19 protein-coding genes are annotated in these 24,100 nt (G+C 62.1%); 11 read left to right on the top strand and 8 right to left on the bottom strand.

The window, feature by feature from the left end:
* Nucleotides 1-51 precede the first annotated feature (51 nt).
* Nucleotides 52-1,248, top strand: coding sequence for an MFS transporter (locus NY023_RS08485; RefSeq protein ID WP_013971646.1), 1,197 nt, complete (start codon nt 52-54; stop codon nt 1,246-1,248).
* An 88-nt stretch (nt 1,249-1,336) separates the two neighbouring features.
* Here NY023_RS08485 and NY023_RS08480 read toward each other — a convergent pair whose 3' ends face one another.
* Nucleotides 1,337-2,644, bottom strand: a complete 1,308-nt coding sequence (locus NY023_RS08480; protein ID WP_013971645.1) for a T6SS phospholipase effector Tle1-like catalytic domain-containing protein — start codon at nt 2,642-2,644, stop codon at nt 1,337-1,339.
* 231 nt (nt 2,645-2,875) lie between these two features.
* Here NY023_RS08480 and NY023_RS08475 point away from each other — a divergent pair, with 231 nt between their 5' ends.
* The 7 genes from NY023_RS08475 to NY023_RS08445 all read left to right on the top strand — a co-directional run bounded on the left by NY023_RS08475 (nt 2,876) and on the right by NY023_RS08445 (nt 10,405).
* Nucleotides 2,876-3,835 carry an AAA family ATPase gene (locus tag NY023_RS08475; RefSeq protein WP_013971644.1) on the top strand — a complete coding sequence of 320 codons (960 nt, stop codon included), beginning with the start codon at nt 2,876-2,878 and terminating at the stop codon, nt 3,833-3,835.
* Between the two features lie 4 nt (nt 3,836-3,839).
* A complete protein-coding gene (locus NY023_RS08470) occupies nt 3,840-4,784 on the top strand; it encodes a DUF58 domain-containing protein (RefSeq protein ID WP_013971643.1) in 945 nt (314 codons plus the stop codon).
* A gap of 13 nt (nt 4,785-4,797) precedes the next feature.
* A complete protein-coding gene (locus NY023_RS08465) occupies nt 4,798-5,292 on the top strand; it encodes a DUF4381 domain-containing protein (protein ID WP_013971642.1) in 495 nt (164 codons plus the stop codon).
* Nucleotides 5,285-6,361, top strand: a complete 1,077-nt coding sequence (locus NY023_RS08460) for a vWA domain-containing protein (RefSeq protein WP_013971641.1) — start codon at nt 5,285-5,287, stop codon at nt 6,359-6,361. The genes NY023_RS08465 and NY023_RS08460 overlap by 8 nt, the downstream gene beginning before the upstream one ends.
* A complete protein-coding gene (locus NY023_RS08455; RefSeq protein WP_044046927.1) occupies nt 6,358-8,076 on the top strand; it encodes a vWA domain-containing protein in 1,719 nt (572 codons plus the stop codon). Before NY023_RS08460 ends, NY023_RS08455 begins: the two co-directional genes overlap by 4 nt.
* A complete protein-coding gene (locus NY023_RS08450) occupies nt 8,073-9,707 on the top strand; it encodes a BatD family protein (protein ID WP_316927891.1) in 1,635 nt (544 codons plus the stop codon). Before NY023_RS08455 ends, NY023_RS08450 begins: the two co-directional genes overlap by 4 nt.
* 431 nt (nt 9,708-10,138) lie before the next feature.
* Nucleotides 10,139-10,405, top strand: coding sequence for a hypothetical protein (locus tag NY023_RS08445; RefSeq protein WP_023661137.1), 267 nt, complete (start codon nt 10,139-10,141; stop codon nt 10,403-10,405).
* A gap of 207 nt (nt 10,406-10,612) precedes the next feature.
* Here the strand turns inward: NY023_RS08445 and NY023_RS08440 are convergent, their stop codons facing one another.
* From NY023_RS08440 to NY023_RS08410, 7 genes are all read right to left on the bottom strand, one after another.
* Nucleotides 10,613-11,044 carry a DUF2628 domain-containing protein gene (locus NY023_RS08440; protein ID WP_013971637.1) on the bottom strand — a complete coding sequence of 144 codons (432 nt, stop codon included), beginning with the start codon at nt 11,042-11,044 and terminating at the stop codon, nt 10,613-10,615.
* Between the two features lie 262 nt (nt 11,045-11,306).
* Nucleotides 11,307-11,660, bottom strand: a complete 354-nt coding sequence (locus NY023_RS08435) for a hypothetical protein (protein ID WP_023662512.1) — start codon at nt 11,658-11,660, stop codon at nt 11,307-11,309.
* Between the two features lie 519 nt (nt 11,661-12,179).
* Nucleotides 12,180-12,617, bottom strand: coding sequence for a YrhA family protein (locus NY023_RS08430; protein ID WP_044047230.1), 438 nt, complete (start codon nt 12,615-12,617; stop codon nt 12,180-12,182).
* Nucleotides 12,618-12,659: 42 nt separating this feature from the next.
* Nucleotides 12,660-13,151 (bottom strand): SMI1/KNR4 family protein, encoded by a 492-nt coding sequence (locus NY023_RS08425; protein ID WP_024086542.1) that lies wholly within the window; start codon nt 13,149-13,151, stop codon nt 12,660-12,662.
* A 51-nt stretch (nt 13,152-13,202) separates the two neighbouring features.
* On the bottom strand, nt 13,203-13,559 hold the full coding sequence (locus tag NY023_RS08420) for an HNH endonuclease (RefSeq protein ID WP_023662515.1): 357 nt from the start codon (nt 13,557-13,559) through the stop codon (nt 13,203-13,205).
* 70 nt (nt 13,560-13,629) lie between these two features.
* Nucleotides 13,630-14,046 (bottom strand): SMI1/KNR4 family protein, encoded by a 417-nt coding sequence (locus tag NY023_RS08415; protein WP_013971636.1) that lies wholly within the window; start codon nt 14,044-14,046, stop codon nt 13,630-13,632.
* Nucleotides 14,040-18,272: an RHS repeat-associated core domain-containing protein gene (locus NY023_RS08410; protein WP_316927890.1), complete on the bottom strand. Its 4,233-nt coding sequence runs from the start codon at nt 18,270-18,272 to the stop codon at nt 14,040-14,042. The genes NY023_RS08415 and NY023_RS08410 overlap by 7 nt, the downstream gene beginning before the upstream one ends.
* A gap of 307 nt (nt 18,273-18,579) precedes the next feature.
* Here NY023_RS08410 and NY023_RS08405 point away from each other — a divergent pair, with 307 nt between their 5' ends.
* The 3 genes from NY023_RS08405 to NY023_RS08395 are packed head-to-tail and all read left to right on the top strand — an operon-like array spanning nt 18,580 to nt 24,049.
* Nucleotides 18,580-19,818: an exonuclease SbcCD subunit D C-terminal domain-containing protein gene (locus NY023_RS08405; RefSeq protein WP_013971635.1), complete on the top strand. Its 1,239-nt coding sequence runs from the start codon at nt 18,580-18,582 to the stop codon at nt 19,816-19,818.
* Nucleotides 19,815-23,459, top strand: a complete 3,645-nt coding sequence (locus tag NY023_RS08400) for an AAA family ATPase (RefSeq protein ID WP_013971634.1) — start codon at nt 19,815-19,817, stop codon at nt 23,457-23,459. Before NY023_RS08405 ends, NY023_RS08400 begins: the two co-directional genes overlap by 4 nt.
* Nucleotides 23,456-24,049 carry a glutathione S-transferase gene (locus tag NY023_RS08395; RefSeq protein ID WP_044046925.1) on the top strand — a complete coding sequence of 198 codons (594 nt, stop codon included), beginning with the start codon at nt 23,456-23,458 and terminating at the stop codon, nt 24,047-24,049. The genes NY023_RS08400 and NY023_RS08395 overlap by 4 nt, the downstream gene beginning before the upstream one ends.
* Nucleotides 24,050-24,100: the final 51 nt, after the last annotated feature.

Here is a 24,100-nt window from a genome sequence, read left to right as displayed (position 1 = left end):
TCCACCATCCTGCCGTGCGCCAGGTGCGCACGCCGTACAACAGGTATCGACATGCCCAAAGCTGGCCCCAAGCTTCTTACCCAAATTGCTGCCGTACACTTCGTCAGCCATGTGCACATCATGCTTATCCCGGCGCTGCTACCCGTGCTCCCCGACTTGCTGGGGGTAGGGTTCGTCGAACTCGGCGCAGCCCTGGCCGTGTTCAATATCGTCTCCGCCCTGGTGCAGGCACCGCTAGGCTATGCCGTCGACCACTACGGTGCGCGCAAGGTGCTCAAGGCGGGCTTGCTGCTGGGCAGCATCAGTTTCCTGCTGGTTGCTGTCAGCCCCAGCTACATCCTGCTGTTGGTGGCGATGGCCATGGCCGGCCTGGCCAATGGCGTGTACCACCCGGCCGACTACGCGCTGCTGGCCAACGGCATCGAACAAGGCCGCCTGGGGCGGGCGTTCTCGATCCATACCTTTGCCGGCTTCCTCGGCTCGGCGGTAACGCCAGCGATATTTCTCGGCATCGCTGCACTATTCGGCACGCAGGCTGCCCTGATGGCGGGCGCGGCTGCGGGGGTTGCCGCCTTGCTGTTGATATCGGTTCCAGGCAGTGGAATCCACCACGTTGCCAAGCCTGGCAAAGGCGGCTCTGGCCCCACTGCAGCAGGTCGCGCGCGACTGTTCACGCCCATGCTCGGGCTGCTGACGGTCCTGTTCATCTTGCTCAACCTGAGCACCAGTGCCATCGAGAAGTTCTCCGTGGCCGCCCTGGTCCAGGGCCAAGACCTGACCCTGGCCTGGGCCAACACGGCACTCACGGCCTTTCTGCTCAGCAGTGCTGCAGGTGTACTGTGCGGTGGGGCCTTGGCTGACCGGACCCGGCGTCACGGCCTGGTGGCGGCCTCGGCCTTTGCCCTGGCTGCCGCGTTGACAACGCTGGTGGCCCTCGGGCTGCTTCGGGGCTGGGGGTTGGTGGTGGTTCTCGGTGCCATTGGCTTGCTGACCGGGATCATCGCCCCGTCGAGGGACATGCTGGTGAAGGCAGCGGCACCGAGCGGCGCCGAGGGCAAAGCGTTCGGGCTGGTCTCGACCGGCTTCAGCATCGGCGGTGCCCTAGGGCCGGTGGCGTTTGGCTGGATGCTCGACCAACGCCTGCCTCATGGCATCTTCGTGGCATCGATCGTGTTCATGCTGCTGACGGTGCTGCTGACCTTGGCACAGGAAGCCTACCTGGCCAGGAAGCACCGACAGCCTGTCTAGCCCCAGGGCTGCTTTGCAGCCCTTTCGCAATGCAAGGCAGATCCTGCGGAACAGCACATGGCCATTGATTCATCTGCGCACTGGCTACTCAGGTGACCGGATTGGCATGCACCACCCGCCCACCTGCCCCCGGCCGATTGACGAACAACACATCCAGCACACTGCCGTGCAACCCCTTCAACGCATTCCAGTTCGCTGATGCATGCACGTACCTGTCTCGCAACAATCGCTGCTCATCCTCGGTCAACCCAGGCTGTTCGCATTCACCCAGGGCAAACGCATGCAACTTGCGGCTGATGCCCAGCAGTTCATCCGGCAGCCGGTGCTCAACCTGCCCGCCCAGTTGCGCAAACGGCACACCAGCGCGCACCGCCAGCTCCCGCATGATGCTCAGGTACACCCGCGACAGCTGCCCCGCCACTTCCCGTTCGCGGTACACCGCCGCATACACCTGTTTCTGCGCCTCGCTAGGCAGGCCACCGGCAATCGGAACCTCCCAGGCCAGCACACGCGGCCTGGGCGCGCCCATTTCGCCAAACGACGACGCCAGCAACGCACTGACTGTGGCATGCACACGCGTGTGCTCGGCGCGCATTCTCAGCGGCACCCGCTGAGAATGCGGTTTGCACAGCAGCACCTGCTCCTGCGTGGTATCCGGGTAACCACCGCCAATGTTCGAGTGCACGCCTGGCAACACGATGTCATGGCCGCTGCGTACCAGCGGGAAGTTGTGCCGCTGCTCGTCCCCCGCCACCAGTTGCACCATTTGCCGGGCAATGCCCGCGACCAGACCCAGGCGCAAGCCACCATGGCGGTCGTCGGCAGGATCGAAGTCGCCCTGCAGCGGCGCGATAATCGCAGCAACCGTGTCGAACAGACCGATGAAGTTGATCACGATGCCACAGGGCACAGCCAACAGGCTGCTGCCGCCATCATGCAGCAGGTTGGCCAGATGACGCACAGCCGCAGCGCCGCGGCTGAAACCGAACAAGTCGAACTCGACCCGCTCGAGCCTTGCCTGTGGGTGCGCCTGGCGCCAGTCCCGCAGTTGCCCGGCTATCCCCGCCAAGGCCTCGGTGACCCGCGCCTCGGCCCCTCTACGCCCACACCCGGTGGCCGAGGCATAGGCATGATCCGCCTCCCCCGCCAGGGTGCCCACGCCCTCGACATAGCGCTTCAGAAACGCCATGGTCCCATCAGCATTGGCCCCCTTCGTCGGGTACAGTGCATGCAACAGGGCCACATTGCTCATGGCATTGGCATAACTGCCCCCTTTACCCACCGGTGCATCCACCGCCATCACATTGTTCAGGTTGTTACCGGTGCCATCGAAGAACACGCCAAAACGCAGAGTGACCGGCGTGATGCGTGCAGTGCTACAGCTGTTCAGGTCCATTGTCCTGCCTCCTGCTTGTACAAAAAGCACAAGCAGGCGCCAGCACACCGCCGCGGAACATCAGCCAATGGCCAGCCATATGCAGGACATTTCCGGACCTGCATGGCCCCCGGCAAGGATAAATTTCCCTACCGCCATTGGTCGCCACCCCCCCGGATGGATTAAAGTATCACCCCTTGCCAGGGCAGCTGCTTCCAGCCGCCTGCGGCCCCATACCAGGAACCGTCACCGATGGAACACCGTGAAGCGCTGATCGCGCTGCGCACCTTTCTTTCTTCCCAGATCCTAGGCCAGGAGAAACTGGTCGAGCGGCTGTTGATCGTGCTCCTGGCAGACGGCCACATGCTGGTCGAAGGCGCGCCGGGCCTGGCCAAGACCAAGGCCATCAAAGAGCTCGCCGAAGGCATCGAGGCGCAGTTCCATCGCATCCAGTTCACCCCCGACCTGCTCCCGGCCGACATCACCGGCACCGAGATATACCGCCCGGAAACCGGCAGCTTCGTGTTCCAGCAGGGGCCGATCTTCCACAACCTGGTGCTGGCCGACGAAATCAACCGCGCCCCGGCCAAGGTGCAGTCCGCACTGCTCGAAGCCATGGCCGAACGCCAGGTCAGCGTGGGCCGCAGCACCTACGACCTGTCGCCGCTGTTCCTGGTCATGGCCACACAGAACCCGATCGAGCAGGAAGGCACCTACCCGCTGCCCGAAGCCCAGCTCGACCGCTTCCTGATGCACGTGAAAATCGGCTTCCCCGACGCTGCGGTAGAGCGGCGCATCCTGTTGCAGGCCCGTGGTGAAGCCCTGGGCGGCGAGACCAAGCCCGAGCGCCGGGTCAGCCAGCAGGCGATCTTCGCCGCCCGCAAGGAAATCCTTGGCCTGTACATGGCCGACGCGGTGGAGGAATACCTGGTGCAACTGGTGATGGCCACCCGCACTCCGGCCAAGTTCGATGCCGAACTGGCCGACTGGATCGCCTACGGCGCCAGCCCGCGTGGTTCCATTTCGCTGGACCGCTGCGCGCGCGCGCACGCCTGGCTGGCCGGGCGCGACTTCGTCAGCCCCGAAGACATCCAGGCGGTGCTGTTCGACGTGCTGCGCCACCGCATCATCCTCTCGTTCGAGGCCGAGGCGGCAGGGATCGACCAGGACCGCGTGGTCCAGCGCATCCTCGACGTCGTCGCCGTTGCCTGAGCCCATGCCCACTGCATCGCTGGCCGAACCCGGCATCCGCATCGGCCTTGCCGAGCTGATCGACATGCGCCACCGCGTGCGCGAAATCCAGCTGTTTTCCCGGCCCGGCCAGCGCAGCCCGCTGGTGGGCCTGCACCACTCCAAGCTGCGCGGGCGCGGCGTGGACTTCGACCAGGTGCGCGTCTACCAGGCTGGCGACGATGTGCGCAACATCGACTGGCGGGTTACCGCGCGTACCCAGGAGCCGCATACCAAGCTGTTCCACGAAGAGCGCGAACGGCCAATCTTCATTCTTGTCGAGCAGAGCCAACGGCTGTTCTTCGGCTCGGGGCTGATGTTCAAGTCGGTGCTGGCCGCCCAGGCTGCAGCGCTGTTCGGCTGGGCCGCGCTGGGCCATAACGACCGCATTGGCGGGTTGGTGTTCGGCGACAACGAGCACCACGAAATCAAGCCCCGGCGCAGCAAACAGAGCCTGCTGCAACTGCTCAACCGCCTGGCCAAGGTCAACCAGGCGCTGCACACCGAGGCCACGCCCGGTGCCGACAGCCTCGGCCTGGCCCTGCGCCGCGCCCGCGAAGTGCTGCGCCCCGGCAGCCTGGCCATCGTGATCTGCGATGAGCGCTCGCTCACTGCCCAGGTGGAGCAGCACCTGGCCATGCTCTCGCGCCATTGCGACCTGCTGTTGATGCCGGTGTCCGACCCGCTCGATCATGCCCTGCCCGCCGCTGGCCTGCTGCGCTTCGCCCAGCGCAGCGCGCAGCTGGAGCTCGACACCCTGGACGCCAACCTGCGCCAGGCCTACCGCCAGCAGGCCGAAGCGCGCATCGAGCGCTGGGAGCTGATGGCGCAAAAGCTGCGCGTGCTGCTGATGCCACTGAGCACCCAAAGCGACATGATCGAGCAGCTGCGCGAGTACCTGAACGCCCAGCGGCCACGGAGCGCGTCATGAAGAGCAGCGGCCAATGAACCCGCTTGATCAACTGCAGCCGCTGATCGCCCCCGCGCCGATCGGTCTTTGGCCACCGGCACCCGGCTGGTGGCTGCTGCTGGCCATGCTGCCGCTGCTGGCCTGGGGCCTGTGGCGGGTGCGCCACTGGCGCCCGGGCAAACGTCGTATCGTGCGTGCCGAACAACCCTTGGACCCGGTACGCGTGGAAGCACTGGCCGAACTGGCCCGCCTGCCGCGCCCCTACGATGGCGCGCCGGCCGGGGCGTGGCTGCAACAGATCAACGCCCTGCTCAAGCGCTTGTGCCGCAGCCACTACCCAGGCGCCAACAGCCATACCCTCAACGGCCGCCAGTGGCTGGCGTTTCTCGACAACCGCTGCCCGGCCGCCGGCCTGACCCGCTGGATGGTACTGGTCGAAGGCGCCTACAAACCCGAGTGCAAGCTCGACGACAAGGCCATCGCCGGGCTCAGCCAAGCCGTCGAAACCTGGATTCGCAAGCATGTTTGAACTGGCCTGGCCGTGGGTCTTCGCCCTGTTGCCGCTGCCGTGGCTGGCGCGCCTGGTGCTGCCAGCAGCCGACAGCGGCGAACCGGTGCTCAAGGTGGGCTTCCTCGACGAACTGGAAGGCCTGGCCGGGCGCCGCGCGCGGCTCAACCTGCCAACCTGGCGCCAGCAGGCGCCCTTTGTCGTCATCTGGCTGTTGCTGCTGTGCGCCGCCGCCCGCCCGCAATGGCTGGGCGAGCCGGTGCCAGTGGCCGCCAGCGGCCGCGACCTGCTGGTGGCAGTGGATGTGTCCGGGTCTATGGACTTCCCCGACATGCAGTGGCAGAACGAAGAGATCAGCCGCCTCGACCTGGTCAAGGCGCTGCTCGGCGACTTCCTGCAGGACCGCGAAGGCGACCGCGTGGGCCTGATCCTGTTCGGCAGCCAGGCCTACCTGCAGGCCCCGCTCACCTTCGACCGGCGCACGGTGCGTACCTTCCTCGACGAGGCGCAGATCGGTATCGCCGGCAAGAACACCGCCATCGGAGACGCCATTGGCCTGGCGGTCAAGCGCCTGCGTCAACGCCCGGCACAAAGCCGGGTGCTGGTGCTGATCACCGACGGCGCCAACAACGGCGGGCAGATCCACCCGCTGACCGCCGCCCGCCTGGCCGCCCAGGAAGGCGTGCGCATCTACACCATCGGCATCGGCGCCAACCCCGAAGCCAGCGGCACCCCTGGTCTGCTCGGCCTGAACCCGAGCCTGGACCTGGACGAAGCCTCGCTCAAGGAAATTGCCGACATCACCCACGGTACCTACTTCCGCGCCCATGACGGCGCCGAACTGGACGCCATCGGCGACACCCTCGATCAGCTCGAACCGGTGGCCCAGCAACCGACCCAGGCGCGCACGGCCAAGGCCCTGTATGCCTGGCCCCTGGCCCTGGCCTTGCTGCTGAGCGTGCTGCTGGTGCTGGCCGTGCAATGGCCGGACAACCTGCTGCACCGCCTGCAGCGCAAGCCGCGCTTCCTGCAACCGCACCCGGAATGGCGCCAGCGTCTGAAGCGCCTGCGCCTGAGGAGGCGGCGATGATCGAACTGTGGCCCGAATGGCTGCGCCCGCTCTGGCTGCTGGCCGTACCCCTGCTCGCCTGGCTGCTGTACAAACTGTGGCACCGGCGCAAACGCGCCGGGCGCTGGCAGATGATTCTGCCGCCGGCGTTCCATGGCGTCCTGCTCGGCGGTGGCAGCGGCAGCACCAGCAAGCTGCCGTGGGTGGCGCTGGGCCTGGCCTGGGTGCTGGTGATCCTGGCGCTGCTCGGGCCCAGTTGGCAGCGCGTGGAAGAAAGCCGCCAGCGCCCGGCCGACCCGCTGGTGATCCTGCTCGAACTGACCCCGCAGATGCTCGCCGAGGACAGCCCGCCCAACCGCCTGGAGCAGGCGCGGCGCAAAATCCTCGACCTGCTGGAGCACCGCCGCGACAGCCAGACCGCGCTGGTGGTCTACGCTGGCTCCGCACACACCCTGGTGCCGCTGTCCGATGACTTGGCCACCAGCCGCAACCTGCTCGAGGCGGTCGACCCATCGATCATGCCCAAGCCCGGCCAGCGCGCCGACCTGGCCGTGCAAAAAGGCCTCGCGCTGCTTGCCCAGAGCGGCCTGGGCCAGGGCCGCCTGCTGCTGATCGGCTCGTCGCTCAGCGCCCCGGAGCGCGAAGGCATCGCCCAGGCCCTCGGCCGCCAGGGCCCGAGCCTGCTGATGCTGGGCATCGGCAGCAGCGAAGGCGCACCGGTGCGCCAGGCCAATGGCGAATACCTGAAGGACGACCAGGGCGGCATCCTGTTGCCACGCCTGGACAGCGCCAGCCTCAAGGGCTTCATCAACGGCACCGGCGGGCGCTACCGGCATGCCCGCATCGACGACCTCGACCTGCGAGGCCTGGGCCTGTTCGACAGCCCGCGCACCGGGCGCAATGATGGCCAGACCCTGCAACTGGACAGCTGGGCCGACCAGGGGTACTGGCTGCTGCTGCCGCTGTTGCTGCTGGCCGCCTGTGCCGGCCGACGCGGCTGGCTGTTCTGCCTGCCGCTGCTGCTGGCCCTGCCCCAGCCCAGCCAGGCCTTCGAGTTCAACGACCTGTGGCTGCGCCCCGACCAGCAAGGCCAGCGCCTGCTGGAGCAGAACCGCCCGGCCAGTGCCGCGCGCCATTTCCAGGACCCGCAATGGCGCGGCATGGCCCTGTACCAGGCCGGCGACTATGCCGGCGCTGCCGAAGCCTTTTCCCAAGGCGACACCGCCGCCGCACACTACAATCGAGGCAATGCCCTGGCCCGCGGCGGTGAGCTGGAAGCTGCGCTGGACGCCTACGAACAAGCCCTTGAACGCCAGCCCGACCTGCAAGCGGCGCTGGACAACCAGGCACTGGTGCAGCAACTGCTGCAACAGCGCGAGGCCACTGCCGAGGAACAACCGGCCAGCAGCGATACCCAAGGCACGCCCGGCAGCGAAACCGAAGGCAACAGCAGCTCGGCCAGCAGCCCGGCCCAGGGCACGCCCGGCAACGACGAACAGGCCAGCGCCGAACAGCCCGGCGAAGGCAGTAGCAACAGCCAGGTAACGCCCGGCAACCAAGCGGGCGCGGACGACAGCGTCACCCAGCCGCCGCAGCGCCCGGTATCGACCAGCCTTGATACCGAACAGCGCCAGGCCCTGGAACAATGGCTGCGGGAGATCCCCGACAACCCGGCGGAGCTGCTGCGGCGCAAATTCTGGTATGAACAGCAATTGCATCAGGAAACCTCACGATGAGTCGCTTCGGCGTCTTTCTCCTCTGTCTGCTGTGGGCCGTGCTGGCCCAGGCCGAACCGTTGCTGCGTGCCAGCGTCGACCGTACCCGCCTGGAAGCCGGCGAAAGCCTGGAGCTGACCCTGGAAAGCCAGGACGTCACCCAGTTCGGCAAGCCCGACCTGCGCGCGCTGGAGGGTGACTTCGAAGTGCGCGGCACGCGCCAGCTGAACAGCCTGCACAGCCTCGATGGCGAAACCCGCGCCAGTACCCGCTGGATCATCACCCTGCTGCCGCGGCGCAGCGGCAGCCTGCGCATCCCCGAACTGCAACTGGGCCAGTCGCACAGCCAGGCCATCGAACTGCAAGTGCTGCAGGCCGATGCCAGCCGCCAGGACAGTGCCTCGCAGGTGTTCATCGAAGCCACGCTCGACAGCAGCGAGGTCTACGTCCAGGCCCAGGCCGTGCTCACCCTGCGCATCTACCATTCAGTGGCACTGTACGACGACAGCAGCCTCAGCCCGCTGCAACTGGAAAACACCAAGGTCGAACCGCTGGGTGAATCGCGCACCTATGAAAAGGAAATCAACGGCGTCCGCCACGGCGTGATCGAAACCCGCTATGCCGTGTATGCCCAACAAAGCGGCACCCTCGACATCCCACCGTTGACTTTCACCGCCACCGCCGCCGCTAGCCAGGACGAGGCCCCGCAAGCCAACGGCACGACCCGGGCCGGCCACCAGGTGCAGGTCAGCTCGTTGCCATTGCGCCTGGCCGTGCGGCCGATTCCGGCGGCCTGGCCTGCTGGCGTGCCCTGGCTACCGGCCCGCAGCCTGACACTTGAAGAGCACTGGAACCCCGACCCTGGCAACCAGCAGGTGCAGATTGGCGACTCGCTGACCCGCAACATCACCCTGCGTGCCGAAGGCTTGTCCAGCACCCAGCTGCCACCGCTGCCAGCCACCGAAATCACCGGCCTGCGCCGGTACCCCGACCAGCCATTGCTGCGCAACGAAATCAGCGAACGAGGGATGATTGCCAACCGCGAAGAGCGCGAAGCCTTGGTGCCGACCCACAGCGGCGCGCTGGCCCTGCCGGCGCTGGAAGTGGCCTGGTGGAATACCCGAGAAGAGCACCTGGAGCACAGCAGCCTGCCGGCGCGCACGCTGAATGTGCAGGACAACCCGGCGCTGAGCGCCGACACCCCGGTCGGCGACAACAGCAGTGCCAGCAGCTTGCTGTGGCCCTGGCAGCTGGCCACCCTGGTGTTCGCCCTCACCACCGTGCTGGGCTTTGCCCTGTGGTGGCGCGCCCGCTCGCAGCCAGCGGTGCTGCGTGCCGCGCAGGCCGGGCCGAGCCCGCGTACCTTGCTGGATGATCTCAAGCGCGCGTGCCAGGCCAACGACCCACAGGCAACCCGCCAGGCGCTGGACGCCTGGGCCCGCCAGCAGCCGGAGACCCTGGCCGAGATGGCGGCGCGGTTCGTGCCGTTGTCGGATGCACTGGATGGGTTGAACGGGGCGCTGTATAGCGAGAGCGGGCAGTATTGGCAGGGTGAAGATTTGTGGCGGGCGATCGGTACGATTCCCCCGGCTGAGCAGGTATTGCTGCCGACCGGCGAGAACGGCAGCCTGCCGCCGCTCTATCCCAAGTGATGTGCTGCCTATGCGGGCCTCTTCGCGGGTAAACCCGCTCCCACAAACCTTGCGCAGTACCTGTGGGAGCGGGTTCACCCGCGAACACCGGCGTAGCCGGTGCCACCCGCCGCCGTACGACATTTCTGAACCTGCACCCCAATGCTTCAGAATCAACCCACTTAGGAATTATCCTACGCGCGCTGCCGAACTATCGCTGTTGTCGGGGAAACACCTCACGGATAACGTTTCCGGGTCGCTTCGGTGACCGGGTGTGAGAACCCGACAGAGATTTTACGCAGCACCTCTATGGTGGCCGTACGTGGGCGGGCCTTGGCCTGGCCGAGTCTTTGCGTATTTCTCCTCGGTTTCTCACCCCGCGTACGGCTGCCACCCTCAATCCGTGAGAAAGATTCAGGTGGCAGTTCCCTTCTCCTTCAGAGGAATACGCCATGAAGAAACTCGTCCCCAATCCACCCGTAAAACTAACGGCCCGCCCCTTCTACACCATCAACCAGGACACACCCTCGGTTGACGCCCTGATCCACACCCTCCAGCTGATGGCCGGCATCGAAGACTCGCTGGACGAATACATCTGCGCCAATGCCGGCGAGCCCGGCATCAACATGCTGGTCAACGCGGTGCATCACGTACAGATGACCAAGGCCCTGGCCGAGTTGCTGTTGCACCGGCAAACCGGGGATATCACCTGGCACTGACTACACAGCCCCAAGACATGCGCGGCCCCTGTAGGAGCGGCCTTGTGTCGCGAAAGGGCCGCAAGGCGGCCCCGGCGATTTTGTGGTGGAGCGGAGATCGTGGGGGCGCTTTGCGCCCCTTTCGCGACACAAGGCCGCTCCTACAGAGACCGTGGTGGGAAAGAGGGCTTCATCAACCTGTGAGCAACTGTTTAACTGGCTGACAGCTCAGATGAACCGCTGCCCCTCGAACGGGTTCCAGCTCTGCTGTCCTTTGGTCTGCTTCAGGTAGTAGGCACGGTTGGTCAGGAAGCTGTACAGAAACGCAAACGCCATGCTGATGCCGTTATCCAACGGGCGCGGGATTTCGCTACCCGTCGCGATCTCGTAGTAGCTCAGGAGAACGCCGATGGCGATCATGATGGCCAGCATGACCAGGTTCTTCTTCCACAACCCCAGCACGAACCAGTAGATCGGGCCGAAGAAAAAGGCGATGAAGTTGTTGTTGATCAGCAGCTTCTTACCAAATGGCAAGGCGCGGAAAGCGGCTTTGTAGGGCTCGGAGGTGGGTGCGCCGTACTGATCGAAGAAAGCGAAACGCTCCCGCCATTTTGGCTTGAGGTTATCTGGGGTGGATTGGGTTTGTGGGATGCCTTCCATTGGTGACTCCTGTGATTATCGTCCGTGTGTGTCGAATAGCCATGATCATGGCCGGTTTGGAGGGTAAAACAGCATGCTTTTGAGGGCAAGCTTAATACCTCCCGCAAAGCGAGAGCCAAGTCACGAAACACTCAAGGCTTCCAGATCGGCGCGATCAGAAATTCGTTGTTCACCAATTGATGTCGGTCAGGCGACCCAGCGGGTTGTCGTAGTGCAGGTGAACGCGGGTGCCGCTGAGGAACTTCGTATACCCCCTATTAGACTAACTATTGAGCTGTCGCTCCACCTCATCATCAGCCGCACTCAATATACCCTCCACCAGACTTGAATCGATTTTCCAAATGGATAATTTGGGGTTCCCTACATATTGCTGACCATAGGGAATTTCGTAATAAGACGCATCTACTTTTTCCGCAGTTAGCACAGCACAAACTGATCGAATCATTTTTGCATGATCGTGATAGTCGCCGTCAAAAATTTCCAACTCTAATACTGGCTCATGCGCCAGAATCGTTGATTTCAACTGCAACAATGGGACACCAAGTACACGATGGAGCTTCATAAGGGCTGAAGCTGAGACCCCAGCCCCCTCCATGACAATCGCAATGACAGACATTGTTCTAGGAACATCGTAAGGTGAAAAATATACATCATAACCTTTTAGCTCGTTACAATACGCCGCCTCAAAGATTCAGGCCAATTCATTTTCATACACCTCAATACCCCGAAGGCAAACCATTGACCCGCTGCAGTTCCGAACCCAATTTAGCAGCCTTAGCAATCATGGAAAAACGAAACCCTGGATCAACAGGGATATCTCCATTTTTATATAACCCCCATCCGGAAAATGATCTTGCCCTCTTCTAGGTATTTACCACTTCACTCGACCCTTGGAAGTTTGATTCATAGTTTAACACCTTTACTTGATCCTCGAAGCCAATCGAGAAAAACCTTCCATTTCTGTATATTCCTTCATCGGAACAATCCGCATGCAGAGGTCTCGTAACCTCAAACCCAGGAGGCGCAGGGTTTTTCATGGGGCCAGAGATGCCACGGCAAATTGAGCCCCATCTTGTAGCAGGGGGAGTTCATGGATCACACTCTATCAGAAATTGGAAAACTGCCCCTTAAAAACTCACCCGACCGCCATAAAACCAAACATATTACTTACCATTTCATTAAATGTTGAAAACTCATAGTAAACATTATCGAAGGCCTGGCGATCTCTCACCTGATATATTTTTGAGGACATTTCCAGCACATAAACATCCATATCACTCTCTCCAAAAACCAAGTAATCCTTCATCCATTCCAAATCACGCCAATTCAAATTCATCTCTATAAAATCATTGGTCTCACCGGCACAATCCGAAAATGGTATTCGGCGAGTTGAATACAAAAATACGCCATTCTCCGCAGCCCCATTACAAACACCTAATAGCTCCAGATACTCTGAGGGCGGCATAGCAAGCAACGCCAACTGACAGCGCTGAACAAATAATTCCAGATCTTCTTCGGATGCACCGGGAATAAGTGCAGGCGCACCAGACAACTTGTCGATCATCATTTTCATTTCAATCATCTAATGACCTAATATGCACGCCCCTCAAGGAATCTACTGATCGACCTCACCCTCACCAACCAAGGAGTCAATAAACACACGAAACGAAGAGGACAACATCTTTTGAGCGTTAATGTGATTTATGCGCATGTCAATATCCGGCTGAAAAACATCAACCGCAAAATAAATAACACTACCTCCTTCTTTATCAAGGCAAATAAAATTACCTGCCTCATCAACGGCAAAAGGTACCAAATGTGCTGGCAATACGTTCCTATGCACCATCAAATTGAAGCATCCGCCTATGTATTTAGTCTCGTCTTTGTCAACGATTTCAGCGCTGGCGATGCTTTTAAAATCTTCAATTCTAATCGGCTCATAATTTTCATCGCCCGCCCAAAACTCCCGATTCGGAGTGCCTCCATTGAAAGACAGGTAAAGCTCCCTGAAGTCCGTTGGAAATTGCATGCCAATTTCAGACTCAAGGTTATCAATATCTAATATCGAGACGGGAGCACCAGAATCAAACAGTTCAAAGTCATCCATTATAGAATCTTCAACAAGTTTTTAATGTTGTTTTCTGTGGGCGGCCTTTAGTCAACCCTTATCCTGTGAGATAGCTATAGCTTCAGGTATCCCATAAGATCCAGAAGGCAAACCAAAATATTTTTCGAATTGCGCGACTGAGCCAGTATGCGGCAACGAAGCCTTGTGAGCAGACTGCATTACTAACTGCATAGTACCTTTGCCCGTCACAGGATCGAAATCGTCCAAGTGGTGCCAAGTGTATTTGCCTATTGATTTCACTTGAGCCTTTGTCAGTCCAGCCTGTTTGTAAGCCTCGGTAAAGTCAGAGCACAGTTCAGGCGCACGCTGTTTAGCAAAATCAAAGCGAGCGAAAACCTCAACGCACTCCGGTTCAACCTCGATTGCCGCAACATCTATCAACCCCACAAGCAGTTCTTGCTAAGCGATTGAATCCAGCACTTTAACAACTGAACCTCACCTTAATAAAACAACTATCTCACCCAATGCTCAGCGAATTTACGAAATCATCAAAGCTCGCACAGACCCTCTCCATTTGCAGACCATCTTGAATTAGTAAATATACAGTTCCAGCGTCTTCCTCCCTCAGAGAAAGCATGAAGCTGTTGCCGCCATCGTCATATGCAAAAGGCACATAGCCATGCAAAGCCTTATCTTGAGCATTATATTCTTGCATTAATTTTTCTATCGGTAGCTCCCCGAATTTTACCGAATTGAAACCATTTATACTAAATACATACTCATCACCTTCCACCTCGGTAATCCTGGGAAATCCGCCATTGTTCCTAAGATAAATTTCCTTAAATAGGATCGGAAGCTTACCATTTGCCAAAGTTTCAATTTCTGAAAAATCACCGACATCAATACTGGATTCAGACCCTTCGAGATCTAACATGAAATTCCTCCTGCTTTTTTCGCGGCCACTGGCTTTCTGGCTGGGAATGTATAAGCTTTTCCGGTTGCAGCTTTATATTGAGATACTCCTCCATTATGAGGAACACCTTGATGAGCCCTCTGCTCTACTAATTGCATAGTGCCTTTATTGGTTTTAGGATTATAGTCATCCACATGATGCCACACATAGCCTCGCGGCGTGGTTTTTTGATTTAATTCGGCCACTTTGTTTGCAGCCTCAAAGTCCTCAATATAATTTCCCGTATATTCAATTACCACTATGGGATTGACCCCTGGATTTTTCGCATAAAGCGCATTGCTACCAGAATAATCTAGGCCACCACCTAGTGTTTTAGTTATACCAAAATAACCACGCTCGGCAAGAGTGCTTAATGCATCCAACCCAAAGGGATCAACCCAAACAACCGGATTGTTGGCATATTTATAGAGATTCCATCCCCCGCCCAAGCCAATTGGGTCTTGGGTGATAAATTGCCCTATCTCAGGACCATAGTACCGGAACGTGTTGTAGTGCAGTCCCGTTTCACTATCAAAGTACTGACCTTGGAAACGCAAATTCTGCTCGATCTCATTGATCGGCAGACTCTCTATTGCCCCCCACGAGCGATACGTCGCCTGCCAGACGATCTTACCGTCACTGTCCGTGACCTCCAGCGGCGTACCAATCTGGTCAGTATGGAAATAATAAAGCTTCTGCTCCTCCCCTTCCGCCTGATCGACCCGCGCCAACGGCGCATAGCTACCCGGCTCATACAGATACAGGATGCTCTGCCCCGGCGTCTCCTCCCGCAGCATTCTCAGCCCTTGCCAGAGGAAGCGCTTCTGCTCGACCTGGCCATTGATCTCAGCCAGCTTGGCCACCCGCCGCCCCAGGCTGTCATAACGGTAGTGCCCGGTACTCTCCAGCTTGCCATTGACCCATGTCTCCGCCCGCACCAGCCGGTTTTCACCGTCATAACCGAAGCGCTGCAACCGGTTGCCATATTCCGAGCATTTTTCGATCAGGTTGCCCCACGGGTCGTAACGATACTCCTGGTCCCGCCAGTGTGTGATGCGGTTGTCCCTGGACTTGGCAAATTGCCGGGCATTGAAATCCAAGCGGTTGCCCGCAGGGTCGTAACGAAACTCTTCGCTGCCAACCAGCGAGCCCGTATCGCGGCTGCGCAACTGGCCGTTCGCTTCGTACTCGTACTTGATCTCGCCACGCAGCTTGTCGAGCGTACGCACCAGTTCACCTGCCGGGTCGTATTGGTAACGGCGGTGAATCGGGTTGTACGCATGCTCCACCAGCAATGAGGTATTGATACCGGTGTTGTGCACCTGCGAGAGCTTGTCGGCGGGCAGCATCGAGGCGTATTGCCGCGCCTTGCGCCCCATCTCGTCATAACCGAAACAACTGGTGAGCTTGCCCTGGGTCCGGTAAACCTCGCGGTGCAGGTCATCACGCTCCATGTCGCTGATCACCTGACCGTCCAGGTTCAGTTGGTGCAGATGCCCACAGCCGTAGTACAGGTGATTGACCTTGCGGCCATCCGGCAGGGTTAGCGTAGTCAGATTGCCGAGCGGGTCGTATTCGTAGCCGAGCGTGCCGTCGGAGGTGATTTCTTTGATTAGCCGGCCCAGCAAATCGTAGGTGTACTCCAGCTTTTCTTCGCTGATCCCTAGCTGCTTGCCGATCCCGGTCGGCTGCCGCTCGATGCTCAGCAGCCGGTCGCCGTCGTCATACGCATAGTCTTGACGCGCATCGCGGTTGATCTTGCTGATCAGTCGGCCAATGGCATCGCGCTCGAACAACGTATGCCGCTCCGGGCGCTCGGCATTTTCGCCATAGCCGATCTCATCCAGTCGGGTGAGATGGCCACCCGTGTTGTAGCTGAAGCGCCGGGTCAGGTTATCGATCCGCACCTCTTCAATCAGCCGATCCGAGGCGTCGTAGGCAAAGCTGTACGTGGCGTTGTTCTCGTTCACCAACCCGGTCAGACGCCAGGCCTTGTCGTACTCGTAACGAACCGTCCCTCCTTTCGGGTCCCGGCGGTTACTCGGCAAACCACGGGAAGTGCGTAGCAGGCGGGTGATCTGGCCTTTGCCATCGGTGTGGTCGAGCACCTGACCAAGGTCGTTGTAGGTAAAAGTTTCCGCCGTGCCGTCGGGATGGCTGATGCGCAGCACCTCACCGTCGGGCTTGCGCTCCAGCGTGGTGGTCTGGTTCAGCGCATCGGTTACCGCGACGAGGTGCTGGCGTTCGTCGTAGCGGTACCAGGTATTCTTGCCCGAACAATCCTGGTAACGCTCGACCTGTGCCAAGGTGTTCCACCACAGGTACTTGGACTTGTAGGTCGCGTCGATAATGGTGTGCGGCAGGCCGTCATCGCTGTTCAGGTATTCGGTCATTTGACCCAGGGCATCGAATTCGGCGAGCAGGTTGCCCTTTTCGTCGTAGCGCGCCCGCCAGGTGCTGCCATCCGGGTAACTGACCTGGGTCACCAGCGTGGTCAGGTGGTGATATTCGTAGGTGGTCTTGCGGCCCAGCGGGTCGGTTTCTTCGAGCAGGCGGGAGAATTCGTCGTACTTGAATTGCAGGCGGTTACCGTCCGCCAAGGTCAGGTCGACCATGTTGCCATTGTCGTCCAGCTCGGTGGCGTAGCGTTCGCCGCCGTAGTCGCGGCTGGCGATCACCCGGTGGTCGGGGTTGTACTGCACTTCCAGCTCGCGGCCGAGCACGTCGGTGGCCCAGCTGGTGCGGGCGTCGAGGTCGTAGCGGAAGTGGAAGCGTTCGCCATCGGTGGTCCAGTGCTCGACCACGCGCGGCTGGCCGCCGAGAGTTTCCCAACGGTAATGGCAGCCCAGGCCCAGCGCGTTGCTGTGGGTTACCATCAGGCCTTCGGCGTAGCTGAAACTGCGCACGGTGTGGCCGTTGCGGTTGATCACCGCGCTCAGCTGGCCGTGTTCATCGTAGCGGTACTGGGTGAGCGTTTCGACCGCCTGGTCGTTCACCACGCGCTTGATGTCGGTCAGGCGGCCCAGCGGGTGGTCGTAGTGCAGGTGCACGCGGGTGCCGCCGGTGCCGCTGATGTCGGTCAGCGTACCGTCAGGCGTGCGGGTGAAATGCAGGAAGTGACCGAGAACGTTCTCGATGCGTTGCAGCGGCACTTCGCTGTTGGTGTCTGGCACTTCGCCGAAGTAGAAGAACAGGTTGTCCCGCGTTTGCAGGATGTAGTGGCCGCCCTCGGTGCACACCAGGTACACCTGCTCGTGCGGGTTGTAGATCCGTTCGCCCGGTTGCAGGGTCACGAACGGAACTTTGCGGCCTTGGTTGTCGGTGAGGTAAATGAATGAGCCCCGCCGACGCAGGCTTTGCTCCCAGGGCAGCACCCAGCCGCGCCCGAGCACGCTGTCGACGGTAAGGTCGCTGGCGTAGAAACGTGACCACTCGATCGGCATCAAGCCCGGGAGGCTGAAGTCAATTTCATCGGGGATCAGCTTGCGGCCGGTGGTGAGGTCGACCGGGTTGCCAACCAGTCCACCCAACACCCTGCGTGCCACAGGCTCGACCATGTAGCGGGCGGCCACTTCGCCAGCAATGAAGCCGGCCGTGAATTTCAGGGCACAAGGTAGGGCGGCCTTCATACCGGCCTGGGTACCCATCTTGAGCACATTCGCAAGGCCACTGGCTGCGCCAGCAATCGCCATCAGCACATCCACGGTGGTGCGCAGCCACTCCGGGACTTCGTCATCCACGGGCAGGTAGCGGTAAGTGCCACCGCCGATGAAGACGTTGTTCGAACCCCCGGAAATGGTCGCGCCGCAGGTCAGCTTGTCGCCCTTGCGCACCGCCGCGACGCCATTGATGAAGACATTGGTCGAGCCCTCGGCGATCTGCACCGGGCCGGGGTGCTTGTCGCAGGCACCGATGCTTTTCTCGACGCGGGCGGCCTTGCGGCTATTTATGAAGACGTTGGGCGAGGCCGTCAGTATCGTCCCTGAGGGGGATGAGAACAGACTGCCCAGTGCCTCGCCGGCAGCGGTCAGCAAGCTGCCCCCGAGACCTGCCGCGATGCCGGCCAGCAAAGCCACGCCTAACCCGCAGGTGAAGGTGGCGATGGCCACCGTGGCCACCAGTGCGATACCCAGGGCAGCGCCCAGCAGGAAGCCGCCCAATGCGCCGGTGTGTGAAATCTCGTCGCCAAACCTGGCCGCTTCGAACATGAGGGGTTACTCCTGTTCGGCCAAGTTGTGCAACGTGAATGAACGACAAGACTGAAGCAGCGAGCGCTCGGTCAGATCCTTGATCATTGTTGCGTCCTTGAGGCTTGAAACCCAAGGACGCTAGGAAAACGCCGTTAGGCCGTCAATGAACAAGGCGTTCAGTGCGCGGACCTGCTTGTAGGAAAGCACTTACCCGCCAGGAGCGACTGCCTTGCCGCATAGGCTTGGGTTACCATACCGCCCTTGCGCAACACCCATCACCCAAGCCAAGCCCCCGCTTGCTCGACTCGACACCAACAGGTCATCCATGCGTCTGTTTCATACTTCCGACTGGCACCTGGGCCAAAGCCTGCACGGCCAGGAACGCGACTTCGAACACGCCTGCTTCCTCGACTGGCTGCTCGGCCAGCTGCGCCTGCGCCAGCCGGATGCGCTGCTGATCGCCGGCGATATCTTCGACACGGTCAACCCGCCGGTCAAAGCCCAGGAACGTCTCTACGACTTCATCGTCCAGGCCCACGAGCAACAGCCGAAGCTGGACATTGTGATGATCGCTGGCAACCACGACTCCGGCTCGCGCATCGAGCTGCCCGCGGCGCTGATGCGCCGCCTGCGCACCCATGCCCTGGGCCGTGTGCACTGGCTGGACGAGGGCCAGCTGGATGCCGAGCGCCTGCTGATTCCGCTGACCAACGGCCGTGGCAAGGTCGCCGCCTGGTGCCTGGCCCTGCCCTTCCTGCGCCCGGCCGAGGTGACCGGCCCGCAACTGGGTGACGACTACCTGCAAGGCATTACCCAGGTGCACCAGCAACTGATCGCCGCCGCGCAAAAGAAGCGCAAGAAGGACCAGGCGCTGATCGCCATCAGCCACGCGCACATGGCCGGTGGCGCGGTGTCGGAGGACTCCGAACGCAGCCTGATCATCGGCAACGCCGAAGCGCTGCCGGCCAAGCTGTTCGACAAGGCCATCAGCTACGTCGCCCTGGGCCACCTGCACAAGCCGCAGAAGGTCAACCGCGAAGAACGCATCCGCTACAGCGGCTCGCCGATCCCGCTGTCGTTCGCCGAAATCAACTACCCGCACCAAGTGCTGGAAGTGGAGCTGGACGGCACTGGCCTGGTCAGCGTCGAACCGCGCCCGGTACCGCGCGCCGTGGCCCTGCAACGGGTCGGCCCGGCACCACTGGGCGAACTGCTGGAGCAGTTGGCCGAGCTGCCAGTGATCGACCTGCTCGAAGACCCCAACCGCCAGCCCTGGCTGGAGGTGCGGGTGATACTGGATGAGCCGCAACCCGACCTGCGCCAGCAGATCGAAACCGCACTGCAAGGCAAGGCCGTGCGCTTGATCCGCATCAGTGCCGAATACGCCGGCCGCAACAATGCCGAAGACGATGACCTGGCCTTTGTCGAACTGGCCCAGATGACCCCGCAGGACCTGTTCAGCCGCGCCTGGGAGCAGGCCTATGGCAACCCCGCCGACGAACAGGCGCTGGCCGACTTCGCCCTGCTGTTGCAGGACGTGCAGCAGGAAGAGGAACAGCCATGAAGATTCTCGCCATCCGCCTGAAGAACCTGGCATCCCTGGCCGGCCCGGTCGATATCGATTTCACCGCCGAACCGCTGGCCAGCGCCGGCCTGTTCGCCATCACCGGGCCTACCGGGGCGGGCAAAAGTACCCTCCTCGACGCCCTGTGCCTGGCGTTGTTCGGCACCGTGCCACGGCTGAACGACATTGGCCGCGAGGCCAAGGTGCCGGATGCAGACGGTGAAATCCCTACCTCCGACCCGCGCAACCTGCTGCGCCGCGGCACCGGCAGCGGCTTTGCCGAAGTCGATTTCGTCGGCATCGATGGCCGCCGCTATCGCGCCCGCTGGGAAGCCAACCGCGCCCGCGACAAGGCCAACGGCAAGCTGCAGCACAGCCGCCAGAGCTTCTATGACCTGGACAGCGAGCAGGTACTGGGCAGTGGCAAGAACGAGTACAAACAACTGGTCGAAGCCCGCCTGGGCCTGAACTTCGAACAGTTCACCCGCGCGGTGATGCTGGCCCAGAGCGAATTCGGCGCCTTCCTCAAGGCCGACGACAAAGAACGCAGCGAGCTGCTGGAAAAGCTCACCAACACCGCCATCTACACCCGCCTGGGCCAGCGCGCCTTCAGCAAGGCACGCGAAGCCGGCGAGGCCCACAATGCCCTGAAGGACCGTGCCAGCCACCTGCTGCCGATGGCCGCCGAAGCGCGCGCCGAACTCGACCAGCGCCTGGAGCAGGCGCAACAGCAGTTCAAGGCCGACCAGGCTGGCGAGCGCCAGCTGGAACAGCAACGCAACTGGCTGAACGAGCAGCGCCAGTTGCAGGCCCAGCACGCCGAAGCCGGCACCGCGCTGCAGGCCGCCGAACAGGACTGGCAACAACTGGCTGACCAGCGCCTGGACCTGGTGCGCCTGGAGCGTCTGGCCCCGCAGCGTCACCAGTTCCACCGCCAGCAGACACTGACCGCGCAACTGGCACCGGTGGCAGCGAAGATCGCCGAGCAACAGCAGCAGCAAGCCGAACTGCAAGTGCGCACCAGTGAGCTCGAACAGGCGCTGGACGCCGCGCGTCAGGCGCTTGCCGATAGCCAGGCCCAACACAGCGAGAACGCCCCTCGCCTGCGCCAGGCCTTTGCCGCCCAGGACAACCTGGCCCGCCTGGACCAGGAGCTGGCAGCACAGCGCAGCGCCGGCCAGCAGGCCGAGCAGCAGGTCGCCGAAGGCCAGCAGCACCTGCAGCAGCTCGAAGACAACCAGCAGCGCAGCCTGCAGCAACTGGCGCAGATCGACACCGCGCTCGCCGACAGCCAGCATCTGGCGGGCCTGGCCAATGCCTGGCACGCCTACCTGCCGCAACTGAAGCAAGTGATGCTGATCGGTGGCCGCCTGGCCAAGGGCCGTGAAGAGCTGCCCGGCCTACAAGCCCAGGCCAGCCAGGCCAATGCGCACTTGCAGGCCGAGCGCGATGCCTTCGAGCTGCTGTTCCGCGAAGCCAAGGCCGAACCCCAGGCCCTGGCAGAACAGATCGACCTGCTGGGTGGCATGCTGCAGGACAACCGCAAGCAGCAGCGCGCCGTGGAAGAGCTGTCACGTCTGCATGGCCGTGAACTGGAGCTGCGCCAACAGCTGGAGGCCGTACGCGTGCGTCAGCAGCAGGCCATGCAGCAGCGCCAGCAACTGATTACCGAAGGCACCGCCGCCAAGGCCGAGCTGGAAGCCGCCGAGCAAGCGCTCAACCTCACCCGCCAGTTGCTGGAACGCCAGCGCCTGGCACGTAACACCAGCGTCGAAGAGTTGCGCGGCCAGTTGCGCGACGGCGAACCCTGCCCGGTGTGCGGCAGCGCCGAGCACCCGTTCCACCAGCCTGACGCGCTGCTGCAAAGCCTGGGTCGCCATGACCAGGCCGAGGAAGACGCCGCGCAGAAGCAGGTCGAAACCCTCAACAGCAAGCTGGTGGAGCTGCGCACCCAGCTGGGCGTGGTCAACGCCCAGCTCAAGGATTATCAGCAGCAACAGCAGCAACTGGGCGAACAGCTACAACCGCTGGTGGCCCAGGTGCAGGCGCACAGCCTGTGGCCCGCCCTGGCCCCGCAGGACGACAATGCCCGCAGTGCCTGGCTCGACAGCCAGCTGCGGCGCCTGGACGAAGAAATCGGCCAGGACGAGAAACGCCAGAGCGCCCTGCTCGCCCTGCAAAAAGATGCAGCCCGTCTCAACCAGCAATTGCAGGCCGCCCAGCAGGCGCAACAGCAAGCCCAGCGCCACCTGGAGCAACAGCACCAGGCCCTGGCCAGCGACGAGCAGCAGTTGCAGCAAGGCCTTGAGGACCTTGCCGGCGTATTGCCCGAAGAGGCCCTCAAGGCCTTGAACGACGACCCGGCCAATGCCTTCCTCGCCCTGGACCAGCAGATCGCCCTGCGCCTGCAGCAACTGGAGCAGCGCAAGGACGAACAGGAAGAACAGCAAGCCCGCCAGGCCCAGCTGGACAAGCTGCGCGACCAGCAGCAGGCACGCGTGCAGACCCAGCAGCAGCTGCAGCAGAAACTTGCCGCCCTCGACGAGCAGCGCCAGCAGGCCCAGGCTTCGCTCGGCGAACTGCTGGGCGGACACGCCAGCGCCGAAGCCTGGCAACTGCATATGGACGCCGCGCTGGAGCAGGCCCGCGCCCTCGATGCCGACACTGCCCAGCGCCTGCAGGACTTGCGTACCCAAGGCGTGCAACTGGCCAGCGAACTCAAGGCCAACACCCAGCAGCAGCAGGCGCTGGACGCCGAGTGCCAGCAGTTGCAGGGCCAGATCGCCCAGTGGCGCGCAGAACACCCGGAACTGGACGACGCCGGCCTGGATCGCCTGCTGGGCATGGAGGACGCGCAGGTAAATGAGCTGCGCCAGCGCCTGCAAGGCGCCGAAAAGGCCATCGAACAGGGACGCGTGCTGCTGCAGGAACGTGAACAACGCCTGCAGCAACATGCCGCGCAAATGACTGTGGACACCTCGGCCGACGCCTTGGAACAGGCCCTGACCGAACTGCGCGAACGCCTGGCCGGCCATGAGCAGCAATGCGCCGAACTGCGTGCACAGCAGGCCGATGACCAGCATCGCCAACAGGCGCACCAGGCGCTGGCGGCGGAAATCGAACAGGCCCACCAGCAGTGGCAACGCTGGGCTCGCCTGAACGCCCTGATCGGCTCGGCCTCTGGCGATGTGTTCCGCAAGATCGCCCAGGGCTACAACCTCGACCTGCTGCTGCACCACGCCAACGCCCAGCTGCGCCAGCTGGCCCGCCGTTACCGCCTAAAGCGCGGCGGCAGCGCCCTGGGCCTGCTGGTGCTGGACACCGAGATGGGTGACGAACTGCGTTCGGTGCACTCGCTGTCTGGCGGGGAAACCTTCCTGGTGTCGCTGGCCCTGGCCCTGGGCCTGGCCTCGATGGCCTCCAGCACGCTGCGCATCGAATCGCTGTTCATCGATGAAGGCTTCGGCAGCCTCGACCCCGAGTCGCTGCAACTGGCCATGGACGCCCTTGACGGCTTGCAGGCCCAGGGCCGCAAGGTGGCGGTGATTTCCCACGTGCAGGAAATGCACGAACGCATCCCGGTGCAGATCCAGGTGCGCCGCCAAGGCAATGGCCTGAGTGACGTGGAGGTGTGCGGGTGATCCTCTACTCGTTCCGCCGCTGCCCCTGGGCCATGCGCGCGCGCCTGGCCCTGCGCTATGCGGAGTGCAAGGTGGAGATTCGCGAGGTAGCGATGAAGAACAAGCCGGCAGAACTGCTGGCCTTGTCACCCAAGGGCACGGTGCCGGTACTGGATACCGGTGCCGGGGTGCTCGAAGAAAGCCTGGACATCATGCGCTGGGCGCTGGCGCAAAACGACCCGCAGGACTGGCGGCTGCAGGCCGACCCTGCGGCGGCGCAGCAGGCTGAAACACTGATTGCGCGCAACGACAGCACGTTCAAGGCGCAGGTGAACCTGTACAAGTATGCCGAGCGCTACCCCGAGCATACCCGCGAGCATTACCGCCAGCAGGCCGAGGCCTGGCTGGCGGAGCTCGAGGGCCTGCTGGCAGGCAGGCCCTACTTGCTGGCCACGCACCCGAGCATTGCCGATGCCGCGTTGCTGCCCCTGATGCGCCAGTTTGCCGGGGTCGAACCGCAGTGGTTCGCCGAGGCGGCTTATCCGCGGGTGCGGAGCTGGCTGGAGGGGTGGTTGGCTTCGGAGCTGTTCAGGTCAGTCATGGCCAAATGAACAACTATCAGCATTGCACAGTCCCCTGTGGGAGCGGCCTTGTGTCGCGAA

Source organism: Pseudomonas sp. NBB, assembly GCF_032701105.1.
GTDB lineage: Bacteria > Pseudomonadota > Gammaproteobacteria > Pseudomonadales > Pseudomonadaceae > Aquipseudomonas > Aquipseudomonas asiatica.
The sequence above is the reverse complement of the archived record's forward strand: the minus strand, read 5'-3'. Positions and strand labels throughout refer to the sequence as shown.

Bases quoted from the DNA above. Each gene is read 5' to 3' on its own strand.
- NY023_RS08400 (WP_013971634.1), top strand. From the start codon at position 19,815: ATGAAGATTCTCGCCATCCGCCTGAAGAACCTGGCATCCCTGGCCGGC.
- NY023_RS08415 (WP_013971636.1), bottom strand. From the start codon at position 14,046: ATGTTAGATCTCGAAGGGTCTGAATCCAGTATTGATGTCGGTGATTTT.
- NY023_RS08435 (WP_023662512.1), bottom strand. From the start codon at position 11,660: ATGTCTGTCATTGCGATTGTCATGGAGGGGGCTGGGGTCTCAGCTTCA.
- NY023_RS08445 (WP_023661137.1), top strand. From the start codon at position 10,139: ATGAAGAAACTCGTCCCCAATCCACCCGTAAAACTAACGGCCCGCCCC.
- NY023_RS08485 (WP_013971646.1), top strand. From the start codon at position 52: ATGCCCAAAGCTGGCCCCAAGCTTCTTACCCAAATTGCTGCCGTACAC.
- NY023_RS08430 (WP_044047230.1), bottom strand. From the start codon at position 12,617: ATGAAAATGATGATCGACAAGTTGTCTGGTGCGCCTGCACTTATTCCC.
- NY023_RS08470 (WP_013971643.1), top strand. From the start codon at position 3,840: ATGCCCACTGCATCGCTGGCCGAACCCGGCATCCGCATCGGCCTTGCC.
- NY023_RS08440 (WP_013971637.1), bottom strand. From the start codon at position 11,044: ATGGAAGGCATCCCACAAACCCAATCCACCCCAGATAACCTCAAGCCA.
- NY023_RS08410 (WP_316927890.1), bottom strand. From the start codon at position 18,272: ATGTTCGAAGCGGCCAGGTTTGGCGACGAGATTTCACACACCGGCGCA.
- NY023_RS08475 (WP_013971644.1), top strand. From the start codon at position 2,876: ATGGAACACCGTGAAGCGCTGATCGCGCTGCGCACCTTTCTTTCTTCC.
- NY023_RS08460 (WP_013971641.1), top strand. From the start codon at position 5,285: ATGTTTGAACTGGCCTGGCCGTGGGTCTTCGCCCTGTTGCCGCTGCCG.
- NY023_RS08405 (WP_013971635.1), top strand. From the start codon at position 18,580: ATGCGTCTGTTTCATACTTCCGACTGGCACCTGGGCCAAAGCCTGCAC.
- NY023_RS08450 (WP_316927891.1), top strand. From the start codon at position 8,073: ATGAGTCGCTTCGGCGTCTTTCTCCTCTGTCTGCTGTGGGCCGTGCTG.
- NY023_RS08465 (WP_013971642.1), top strand. From the start codon at position 4,798: ATGAACCCGCTTGATCAACTGCAGCCGCTGATCGCCCCCGCGCCGATC.
- NY023_RS08480 (WP_013971645.1), bottom strand. From the start codon at position 2,644: ATGGACCTGAACAGCTGTAGCACTGCACGCATCACGCCGGTCACTCTG.
- NY023_RS08425 (WP_024086542.1), bottom strand. From the start codon at position 13,151: ATGGATGACTTTGAACTGTTTGATTCTGGTGCTCCCGTCTCGATATTA.
- NY023_RS08455 (WP_044046927.1), top strand. From the start codon at position 6,358: ATGATCGAACTGTGGCCCGAATGGCTGCGCCCGCTCTGGCTGCTGGCC.